This window comes from Micromonospora parastrephiae (assembly GCF_016802865.1).
GTDB lineage: Bacteria > Actinomycetota > Actinomycetes > Mycobacteriales > Micromonosporaceae > Micromonospora > Micromonospora parastrephiae.
In genome coordinates this window covers 1-10,161 of sequence record NZ_JAEVHM010000191.1, presented here as the reverse complement: position 1 = coordinate 10,161, position 10,161 = coordinate 1, and the positions used below count along the sequence as shown (strand labels likewise).

The window sequence follows — 10,161 nt, the reverse complement described above, 5'->3', positions numbered from 1 at the left end:
CTGCGTGGCGCGGCCGTGCGCGGCGGGCGCTGGGTCCGGTGGGCACGGTGCTGGCGGTGGTGCTGGTGTACGCCGTCGTGGCGCGGCCGTGCGCGGCGGGCGCTGGGTCCGGTGGGCACGGTGCTGGCGGTGGTGCTGGTGTACGCCGTCCTGGTCGGCCCGGACCGGCTCGGCGAGCTGACGCCCGGCGCGTTCCTGCGCATCCCGCTGGAGGGGTTGCTCGTCGCCGCGCTGCTGCTGGCGCTGCCGGCGCGGCCCCGGCGGGTGGTGGTGGCCGTGGTCGGGCCGCTGCTCGGCCTGCTGGCCATCATCAAGCTGGCCGACCTGGGTTTCCGCACGGCCCTCGACCGGCCGTTCGACCTGGTGCTGGACTGGCTGCTGCTGGACGACGCGTTCGGTTTCGTCCGGGACTCGGCCGGCCGGGCCGGCGCGGTCGGCGCGGCCGTCGGCGCCGTGCTGCTGATCGGCGTGCTGTTGTCGATGGTGACCGTGGCGCTGCGCCGGCTGGCGGCGCTGCTGGTCCACCACGAGCGGGCGGCGACCAGGGTGGTGGCGGCGCTGACCGTCGCCTGGGTGGTCTGCGCCGTCGCGGGGGTACGGATCGTCCCGGGCGTGCCGGTGGCCGACGCCGGGGCCACCGCGCTGGTCGGCGCGCACGCCGAGCAGGTGGACGCGCGGCTGCGTGACCGTGGACAGTTCACCGCCCAGATCGCCGCCGACCCGTTCCAGGACGTCCCGGGTGAACAACTGCTCACCGGGCTGCGCGGCAAGGACGTCCTCCTCGCGTTCGTGGAGAGCTACGGTCGTGACGCCGTGGAGGACCCGGAGTTGGCGCCGCAGGTCAACATGGTGCTCGACGGTGGAACCGAGCGGCTGCGCGCCGCCGGGTACGACGCCCGCAGCGGCTTTCTCACCTCCCCCACCTTCGGCGGCGGCAGTTGGCTGGCGCACGACACCCTGCTGTCCGGTCTGTGGACGGACAACGAGCAGCGACACCGCAGCCTGCTGGCCAGTGACCGGCTCACCCTCAACGGCGCGTTCCGCCGGGCCGGCTGGCAGACCGTCGGGGTGCTGCCGGCGGCCACCCAACCCTGGCCGGAGCAGGGCTTCTTCTCCTACGACCGCTACTACGACGCCGGGGCGCTCGGCTACCGGGGGCCGAAGTTCAGCTACGCGCCAATGCCCGACCAGTACACGCTGTCGTTCTTCCAGCGGACGGTGCGCGCCGACGCGGACCGCCCGATCATGGCGGAGATCCCACTGATCTCCAGCCACTCCCCGTGGACGGCGGTGCCCCGGATGATCGGCTGGGACCAGGTGGGCGACGGCTCGGTCTACCACGACGCGGCGGCCGGGGGCGAGGACAGCGGCGACGCCGACGACCGGGACACCGGCCGGGCCCGGGCCGGCTACCGGCAGGCCATCGCGTACTCCCTGGAGACGTTGATCTCCTACGTGCAGACCTACGGGGATGACGACCTGGTGCTGGTCTTCCTCGGCGACCACCAGCCCGCGCCGGTGGTCACCGGCGAGGGGGCCAGCCGGGACGTGCCGATCACCATCGTCGCCCGCGATCCCGCGGTGCTGGACCGGGTCGGGAGCTGGGGCTGGCAGTCGGGGCTGCGGCCGGGACCGGATGCTCCGGTGTGGCCGATGGACACCTTCCGGGACCGGTTCCTGACCACCTTCGGGCCGTCGACACCGCCGATGGCCGCGCCGCGCTGATCCGCCCGCCGGCTGGACCGATCTCGTGTCGATCACCGCTCCTTGTTGTCGGGCGTGGCGGGGCGGGCACGGACGTGCAGCCTCTCCCCCTGTGGCCCGAAGAGACTGAGGGCCTCGGCGGTGCCGGGGCCCGGGTTGAACACGAGGTGCGGGACCCGGGTGTCGAACTCGGCCACCTCGCCCGGCGTCAGCGTGAGATCACGGTCACCGAGCAGCAGGCGCAGCCGGCCGGAGAGCACGTAGAGCCACTCGTACCCCTCGTGGGCCTGCGGAATCCGCCCACCGGCGGATGGATCCGGCGGGAAGATCTGCTTGAACGCCTGCACGCCGCCCGGTCGGCGGGTCAGCGGCAGGTACGTCACACCGTGCATGACGATCGGTCTGGGGCGTACCCGGGGATCGCCGGTCGCGGGGGCGTCCACCAGTTCGTCCAGCGCCACCTGGTAGGCCCGGGCCAGCGGGAGCAGCAGCTCCAGGGTGGGCCGGCGGCTGCCGGATTCCAGCCGGGACAGGGTGCTGACCGAGATGCCGGTCAGGTCGGCGAGCTGGGTCAGCGTGGTCCCGCGCTGGTGGCGCAGGGCGCGCAACCGGGGGCCGACGGCCGCCAGCGCGGCGGAGTCCTCGTTTGCCATAACGGCAAGGATAGTTGCCACCTGCCGGGCGGCGACGGATGGTGGGCTCAGCCGACAGACAGAGGGAGAGACCGGTGGACGAGACATACGACGTGGTGGTGGTGGGCGGCGGAGCCGCAGGGCTCAGCGGAGCCCTGGCGCTGAGTCGGGCCCGACGGTCGGTGCTGGTGATCGACTCCGGTGAGCCACGCAACGCGCCGGCCGACCACGTGCACAACTACCTGGGGCGGGAGGGGACGCCGCCGGGCGAGCTGCTCGGGGTCGGGCGGGCCGAGGTGGCCGGATACGGCGGACAGTTCCGCACCGGACGGGTGGAGGCCGCGACCCGCGACGACGACGTCTTCCAACTCGCGCTCGACGACGGGAGCGCGGTGCGGGCCCGCCGGCTGTTGGTGGCGACCGGACTGGCCGACGAACTGCCCGACGTGCCCGGGCTGGCACAGCGGTGGGGCCGTGACGTGCTGCACTGCCCGTACTGCCACGGTTGGGAGGTCCAGGACCGGCGGATCGGGGTCCTGGCGACCGGGCCGATGGCCGTGCACCAGGCCGAGATGTGGCGACAGTGGAGCTCGAACGTTCTGCTCCTGCTGCACGACGCCCCCGCCCCGGACGAGGAGGCCGCCGAACGGCTCGCCGCGCGGGGCATCGCCGTGGTGCCGGGACCCGTCGCCGCGGTGGAGGTGACCGGGGACGCGCTGTCCGGCGTACGACTCGCCGACGGCCGGGTGGTGGCGCTCGACGCGGTCGTCGTCGCGACCCGGACGGTTCCGCGCGCGGACCTGCTGGTCGGGCTGGGCCTCGCGCCGGAGGAGGTGACGATGGGCGGGCACGTCATCGGCACCCAGATCCCGGCCGACGCCACCGGAGCGACGACCGTCGCGGGCGTCTGGGTGGCCGGCAACGTGGCCGACATCCGTGGTCAGGTCATCGCGTCCGCCGCGGCGGGCCTCACCGCCGGCGCGGCGATCAACGCCGACCTGATCGCCGAGGACACCCGCGCGGCGGTGACCGCGTACCGGCGGATGATCGCCACGGCGTTCGAGGAGCCGGCGTGGGAGGAGCGCTACCGGTCCAAGCCGGCCGTGTGGAGCGGTCGGCCGAACCCGCAGTTGGTCGCCGAGGTCGCCGACCTCAGCCCCGGGCGGGCGCTGGACGTGGGCAGCGGCGAGGGCGCCGACGCGGTGTGGCTGGCCGAGCGGGGCTGGCGGGTGACCGCGGTGGACATCTCCGCCACGGCGCTGGCCCGTGCCGCCGAGCACGCCGACGCCGCCGGTGTCGGCGACCGGATCGAGTTCGCGCACGCCGACCTGCGCGACAAGCCTCCGGCCGAATCGGCGTACGACCTGGTGTCCGCGCAGTTCATGCACCTGCCTCCGGCGCAGCGGCGGGAGCTGTTCGCCCGGTTGGCCGCCGCGGTCACCCCGGGCGGCACCCTGCTGATCGTCGGGCACCACCCGTCGGACCTGTGGACGTCGGCGCGCCGGCTGCACCTGCCGGACATGATGTACACCGCCGAGGACGTCGCCGCCGCCCTGGACCCGTCCGGCTGGGAGGTCCTGACCGCCGAGGCCCGCCCCCGCCCCGCCACCGACCCCGAAGGCACTCCCCTCACCCTCCACGACACCGTCCTAGTAGCCCGCCGCCGCTAACCCCCGGTCGACCCCGCGCCGCGCCACCCCTACCGCGTCGATCATGGAGTTGTGGTGGGTGACAAAGCTCGCGGATCCCTATCTTCCCGGCACCACAAGTCCATGATGACCGGGTGGGGGGCGGTGGCGCAGGTCCGTGATGGGGCGGGGCTTCGCACGGGGGTGGGCTCGGCGGTAGCGTTGCGCCACACTCACGGACCGCCGGCCCTGGCGCCCGATCGTACGGAGGATGGTGCATGTCCATCGGCGCTGAGCCGCTCGCAGTACGCGACGATGCGGCCTCGCGGCCGAGCTTCGAGCTCGCCCTGCGCGGCTACGACAAACGCCAGGTGGATCGGCACCTGGAGCAGCTCGACGGCCAGCTCACCATGCTCAGCAAGGAGCACGGACGCTCGGCCGTCCGGGTCCGTGAACTGACCGCCGAGGTGCAGCGCCTACGTGCCGAGCTGGCCGCGTTGCAGGAGCAACCGGTGCAGGTGGACCGGGCGTCGTTCCAGGATCTGGGGCCGATGGTCGGCGAGATAATGGCTCTCGCCGAGAAGCAGGCCGCGATGATCGTCGAGTCGGCCACCGACCGGGCGAACGAGCTGCGCACCGAGGCGGAGCGGATTCTCATCGACACCCGCGAACGCGCCGCCCAGGCACGCCAGGACCTCGCGGAGGAGGTCGCGACCCGGCGCGCCGAGCAGGAGCAGGCATACGAGGAGCGACGCAACCTGGCCGAGGCCGAGTTGACCGCAATCCGCGAGCACGCGGAGCAGTTGCGCGCCGACGGTGAGGCCGCGCACGAGCGCGCCCAGCACGAGGCGAAGCGGATCACCGAGCAGAGCGCGCAGCAGCTCAACCAGACCCGGGTGGCCGCCGACGCGTTGATGAAGTCGGCCCGTACCCAGATCCAGCAGGAGCTACAGGCGGCCCGGGCCAAGAACCAGCAGGAGATGGCGCAGTGGCAGGCCGGCATGGAGCGGGAGGTCAACGAACGGCGGACCGCCGCCGAGCAGGAGGTCGCCGAGCAGCAGGCCGCCGCGGAGCAGGAGTTGGCCGAGCAGCGCAGCGCCACCGAGCAACAGATCGCCGCGCTGCTGGCTGAGGCGCAGCAGCATGTGACCGAGCTGCGCAACCGGGCCGACGAGCAGGCCGCGAGTCACCAGGAGCAGCTCACCGCGTTGCAGGAGGAGATCGCGGAGCGCCGGGAGGAGGCCGGACAGCTGCACGCCGAGTTGGACACCGCGCGCCAGCAGCTCGCCGAGATCCGCGAGGAGGGCGAGACGCTGGAGAACGAGCTGTCCCGCATGCAGCAGCGTCTCAGCGAGGTCCGCCGGGATCTCACCGCCGAGAGCGCCCGGCTGGACGAGGCCCGGCGTGCCGGGGACTCCGCCGAGCGGCACGCCAAGGAGGTGCGTGCCCGGGTGCAGAGGGAGGCGAAGCGGGTGGCCGACCTGGCCGCCGCCGCGGTGATGGCCGCGGCAGCCGGCGGTACGGAGACCGCGGAGTACCCGATGGTGGGTGGCCGTTCCGACCGACCTGCCCTGGACCGGCCCACCCTCGACCGGCCCGCTCTCGACCGGCCCATCGTGGACCGGCCCATCGTGGACCGGCACAGCGCTGACCGGACCGGTGCCGATCAACCTGCGCTGGACCAGTCTGCGCCGGACCAGGCTCGCGCCGAGCAGCCTGCCGACGACCAGTCTCATGTCGAGCAGCCTGCGGACGACCAGGTTCGCGTCGAGCAGCCCAGCGAGGGTCCGGCTCGCGTCGGGTATCCCGGCGGCGACCAGGCCCACGCCGAACAGCCGAGCCGGTCGGGCGTCGAGGACGAGCCGGAGGCGTCCACCGACCGTACGCCAGCGTCGCAGGCGCCCGCCGACGACGCCGGGCCGGCCTACCCACGGCACGGCGGCACCGACGCGCCGACGCCGGTGCCGTTCCTGCCCTTCGGACAGCCGATCAGCGACAACGGCGCCGTCCGGCACTGACCTCGACGGCGGCCAGCCCGGTCCGGAGCGACTTCGCACAACGTCTTCCCAGGACACCACTCGACGTGCGGCCGGGCGAGCGTCACTGACCAGGTGATGAGAAGTAGGTCAGGAACGGCCCTGGCACCCTACTTCTCATCACTTGATCGGGGTGGGAGCGGTAGGCGCGGGCCGACGGCGTTCAGGGTTGCCCCGGGCGGATTCTGCGCGGAACCGGGTCGGCGGTCTCCTCGGAGCTGGCAGGCTGGGCGGGCCGCCGCGCACCGGTGGCGGCCCGCCGGCCCGTTCCGGCGACCGAGAGGAGCGCCCGGTGACCGACCGACCGGAGGAGTTCGACCTGCTCGTCGTTGGCGGCGGCAAGGCCGGCAAGACGTTGAGCATGGATGTCGCCCGGTCCGGCGGGCGGGTGGCGATGGTCGAACGCGGCATGATCGGCGGCAGCTGCATCAACGTCGCGTGCATCCCGACCAAGGCACTGGTGACCAGCGCTCGGGCCGCCCGCCAGCTGCGCAATGCGGCCACGCTCGGCCTGGTGGTGGAGGGCGGTCGGGTCGATGTGGACCTGCTGCGCGCGCACAAGCAGGACGTCGTCGAGGGGATGGTGGCCGCCAACCGGCAGCAGTTCCTCGAGTCCGGCCTGCACCTGGTGATCGGTGAGGCCCGGTTCGTCGGCCCCCGAACCGTGCGCGTGGCGCTGGCCGACGGCGGCGAACGACTGCTGCGCGGCGCCGACGTGGTGATCAACACCGGTACCCGTCCACACCTGCCGTCGGTGCCCGGACTGGCCGAGGCCGGGGTGCTGACCAGTGACAGGCTGCTGCGCCTGGACCGGATACCGGCCCGGCTGGTGGTGCTCGGCGGCGGGACCGTGGGGGTGGAGTTCGCGCAGATGTTCGCGTCGTTCGGCAGCACGGTGACCGTGATCGAGGGCGCCCCGCAGTTGCTCAGCCGCGAGGATCCCGACGTGGGCGACGCGGTGATGCGGGTCTTCCTCGACGACGGCATCGACGTACGTGTCGCCGTGTCGGTCGCCCGGGTGGACCGCGACGCCGACGGCACCGCCCGGGTGACCCTGGACGACGGCACCCTGGTGACCGGGGACGACGTGCTGGTGGCCGCCGGCCGGGCACCGGTCACCGACGGGCTCGGCCTGGACGTCGCCGGCGTCCAGCTCAACGAGCGGGGCTTCGTGGTGGTCGACGAGTACCTGCGTACCACCGCCGAGCGGACTTGGTCGGCCGGGGACGTCGCCGGCAGCCCACAATTCACCCACGCCTCGCTGGACGACTACCGGATCATTCGGGCGAACCTCGCGGGCGAGCGTCGGAGCACCGCCGGGCGGCTGATTCCGTACACCGTCTTCACCACCCCGGAACTGGCGCGGGTCGGGCTCACCGAGACCGAGGCGCGCGCGCCGGGTACGACATCCAGGTCGCGCGCCTGCCCGTCGCCGCGATCCCCCGGGCGCGAACCCTGCGGCAGACCGAGGGCATGTGGAAGGCGGTGATCGACGCCGGCACCGACAAGATCCTCGGCGCGGCACTGCTCGGCGCCGAGGCCGGGGAGGTGATCACCTCGGTGCAGCTGGCCATGCTCGCCGGGATGCCGTGGACCGCCCTACGGGACGCGGTCATCACCCACCCGACCATGACCGAGGGTCTCAACCTGCTCTTCGCCTCGCTCCAGGCCCGCCCGGTGCGGTGACGGAGGGCGGCTCACTCACCGGCGATCTCGTCGCGCACCCGCTGCTGGAAGGCACGCGCCTGACCGCCCGTCGGCGGCGGTCCACCGTGTCGCGCGGCGATCGCCTGACGAACCACCTCCGACGGGTCGCCGGCGTCGACCACCCGCTGCCCGGCGGCGATCTTCGACAGCCAGACGCCGTCGCGGTGACGCACCAGGGAGCGGCAGGCGCCGAGGACGGCGTCCTCGCGCCGGGTGCGGGCCGTTCGTCCGGCGGGGTCGGTAGCGCGAGCCACCAGGACAGCGCCTCGATCAGCAGGCGGCGCAGGTCGGCCGGGGCCAGGTCGGCGAAGACCTCCCCCGCCGGCGGTCCGAGCAGCGGCAGCCCGCTCTGGTGCAGGATGCTGCGGTCCAGCCCGTACCAGAACCGGCCGTCGCCGGCGGGCCGGTCGGCGGGGTCGAGGGTGCATCGGAACGGCATCGTGGCCCCGGTGTTCAGCTCGACCTCGAAGCCGGGCTCCGGGGTCCCGGAGGCGGCCACCGCGCGTCGGTAGGCGACCAGTTCCAAGCCGCGCGCCGGGCAGGGCAGCGCCTCGTGCCGCAGCCGCGCCACCAGCGCCCGCTTGGCCGCCTCGGTCAGCGGGCCGGCGCAGACCAGCGCCACGTCGATGTCGCTGCGGCCGGCCTGGTACGCGCCGAGCCCCACCGAGCCGGCCGCGTACGCGCCGACCAGGTCGTCGCCGAGTACGTCCCGGGCGTCGCGAGCAGTCGCCGAGATAGCGCTGAAGATCGGGGTTCACGCCCCCATCGTGGCGTGCGAAGGGCAGCGGCCCGGAGCCGGCCCTACCCGGCGTACAGCAGCAGCAGGCCGGCGACCGTGTAGGCGACCATCAACGCCAGCAGCGGCAACTGACCGGCCACCGCCCTGGCCCGGGGGAACAGGTACAGGGCACGGTCGTGGGCGAGCAGGGTGCCGAGCAGGTGCCCGAGGATGATGACGGTGATCTGGAGGGTGGCCACGCCGGAGGGGGTGACCAGCCCGGTGTGTGGTTGCCAGCCGGCGGTGCCGAGCCAGTTGGCGCCGGTTCCGAGGGGGTCGGACAGCAGCGCGACGGTGCGCTGGCCTTCCAGGATCAGCAGCGAGTAGTAGTGCGCCACGACGTACCCCACCGCGATCGGCACGATGGAGTGGGCGATCTCGCCGGGCACGCCCCGGCCCTCGGCGGGTCCGGCACGACCGATGCGGGCCGCGGCCGCGGTGGCGGCGAGGTACGCGACGGCGACGGCGGCGATGACCAGGATCAGCCCCACGCTGCCGGTGATCGCCGGGGGCAGGCCGTTCTCCTGTGTGAAGCGCAGCCAGCCGGGGGCGTTGGAGAGGCTGTCGTACATGGTGGAACCGAGCAGCACGACCACCACGGCGACCAGTCCGGGACTCGGTCGCAGGCCGGCGATCCCGTCGAGGGGGTTGCGCCACACCAGCTCGCCGTCGGTGGCCCGGCCGATCGGGGCGAGCTGACCGATCAGCGTGCTGTACGTCTCGAACGGGTCGGCCCGGTCGAACCAGCCGGCGCCGAACAGCGTGGCCCCGACCAGCATGACCGCCGCGTACCCGGCGAGCCAGACGGTGATGACCGGCAGGGTGGCCCGGTCGGGTGCGACCAGTTCCAGCCAGACGAACCCGAACAGGGTGCCGGCAGCCGGCCAGATCCCGACGCCGGCCGGCAGCTCCCGGACGCCACGCTCCGGATCGCGCCGCGCCGCGAGCGCGGCGAGCAGGTGCAGGGTCCGCAGCGGGTTGACGGCCCGCCAGACCGGACCGAGCAGCAGCGACACGGGCGCCAGCCCGACCCAGAGCAGCACGTAGAGCGCGCCGGCCGTCGGGTTGTCCGCGGTGTCCGGACCGGCCAGCAGGCCCAGGCAGAACCAGGCGGCGGCGAGCAGGCCGAGCCCGCGCAGCGCCCACCGGAGAGCGGGCGCGTCGACGAGGCCGGCCAGCCACCGGGGCACCGGGCGGGCACCGGCCGCGTCCCGGTCGAGTCGTGGCTCGCGCCAGAGCAGGCCCAGCGCGAGGAAGGTGACGACGAGGGTCAGCGCGGCGGCGACGACGAGCTGCGGCAGCGTGATCGGCAGATCCTGCCGGCCGCCGACGCCGTGCGCCAGCAGCGTGGGAGCGGCGGTCATACCGCTCAGCGGACGACGAGCTGGAACAGCACCAGCTCGGTCTCGTGCGTCTCCGCCTCGAACAGCCCGGTCTTGTCGGCGCGGAACTCCACCGAGCCGGGTGTGCCGGCCGGCAGGCGGGCGCCCAGGTCGTAGCCGTGCACGTGCAGCTCGTCGGGGACGTCGGAGGTGACGGTGATCCGCACCAACTGGCCCTTACCCACCGTGACCCGGCCGGTCGGCGGGTCGATCCGCCGCTTCGTGATCGTCACAGCGATCTCCCGGTCCACGGCCGGGGTGCTGGCGGTGCGCCGGGGTGGGGCTCTCCGCGGG

9 protein-coding genes are annotated in these 10,161 nt (G+C 73.8%); 5 read left to right on the top strand and 4 right to left on the bottom strand.

Features of this window, described 5'->3' with window-relative positions; all coding sequences use genetic code 11:
• The coding region (locus JNW91_RS26100; protein WP_407664386.1) for a sulfatase-like hydrolase/transferase at positions 1–1,725 on the top strand (1,725 nt) is incomplete at its 5' end.
• Positions 1,726–1,757: 32 nt separating this feature from the next.
• On the opposite strand, the gene JNW91_RS26095 is transcribed toward JNW91_RS26100, so the two are convergent.
• The gene (locus JNW91_RS26095; protein ID WP_203178010.1) at positions 1,758–2,357 is read right to left on the bottom strand and encodes a helix-turn-helix domain-containing protein; all 600 of its coding nucleotides are present in this window, start codon (positions 2,355–2,357) and stop codon (positions 1,758–1,760) included.
• Between the two features lie 38 nt (positions 2,358–2,395).
• Here JNW91_RS26095 and JNW91_RS26090 point away from each other — a divergent pair, with 38 nt between their 5' ends.
• The 4 genes from JNW91_RS26090 (at position 2,396) to JNW91_RS26075 (ending at position 7,686) form a co-directional block, all read left to right on the top strand.
• On the top strand, positions 2,396–4,006 hold the full coding sequence (locus JNW91_RS26090) for an FAD-dependent oxidoreductase (protein ID WP_238425725.1): 1,611 nt from the start codon (positions 2,396–2,398) through the stop codon (positions 4,004–4,006).
• A gap of 236 nt (positions 4,007–4,242) precedes the next feature.
• Complete coding sequence (locus JNW91_RS26085; RefSeq protein WP_203178008.1) at positions 4,243–5,982, top strand: coiled-coil domain-containing protein; 1,740 nt, start codon at positions 4,243–4,245, stop codon at positions 5,980–5,982.
• A 310-nt stretch (positions 5,983–6,292) separates the two neighbouring features.
• On the top strand, positions 6,293–7,489 hold the full coding sequence (locus tag JNW91_RS26080) for a dihydrolipoyl dehydrogenase family protein (RefSeq protein WP_203178006.1): 1,197 nt from the start codon (positions 6,293–6,295) through the stop codon (positions 7,487–7,489).
• Positions 7,408–7,686, top strand: coding sequence for a hypothetical protein (locus JNW91_RS26075; RefSeq protein ID WP_309244490.1), 279 nt, complete (start codon positions 7,408–7,410; stop codon positions 7,684–7,686). The genes JNW91_RS26080 and JNW91_RS26075 overlap by 82 nt, the downstream gene beginning before the upstream one ends.
• Here JNW91_RS26075 and JNW91_RS26070 read toward each other — a convergent pair.
• From JNW91_RS26070 to JNW91_RS26060, 3 genes are all read right to left on the bottom strand, one after another.
• Entirely contained in the window at positions 7,643–8,371 is a 729-nt protein-coding gene (locus tag JNW91_RS26070) for a nucleotidyltransferase domain-containing protein (protein ID WP_238425724.1), read from the bottom strand. The two genes, JNW91_RS26075 and JNW91_RS26070, sit on opposite strands and share 44 nt — an antisense overlap.
• A gap of 137 nt (positions 8,372–8,508) precedes the next feature.
• A complete protein-coding gene (locus JNW91_RS26065; protein WP_203178005.1) occupies positions 8,509–9,849 on the bottom strand; it encodes a hypothetical protein in 1,341 nt (446 codons plus the stop codon).
• A gap of 5 nt (positions 9,850–9,854) precedes the next feature.
• Positions 9,855–10,161: cupredoxin domain-containing protein (locus JNW91_RS26060; RefSeq protein ID WP_238425723.1), on the bottom strand; the 307-nt coding region annotated here is incomplete at its 5' end.

Bases quoted from the DNA above. Each gene is read 5' to 3' on its own strand.
- JNW91_RS26065 (WP_203178005.1), bottom strand. From the start codon at position 9,849: ATGACCGCCGCTCCCACGCTGCTGGCGCACGGCGTCGGCGGCCGGCAG.
- JNW91_RS26090 (WP_238425725.1), top strand. From the start codon at position 2,396: ATGGTGGGCTCAGCCGACAGACAGAGGGAGAGACCGGTGGACGAGACA.
- JNW91_RS26095 (WP_203178010.1), bottom strand. From the start codon at position 2,357: ATGGCAAACGAGGACTCCGCCGCGCTGGCGGCCGTCGGCCCCCGGTTG.
- JNW91_RS26085 (WP_203178008.1), top strand. From the start codon at position 4,243: ATGTCCATCGGCGCTGAGCCGCTCGCAGTACGCGACGATGCGGCCTCG.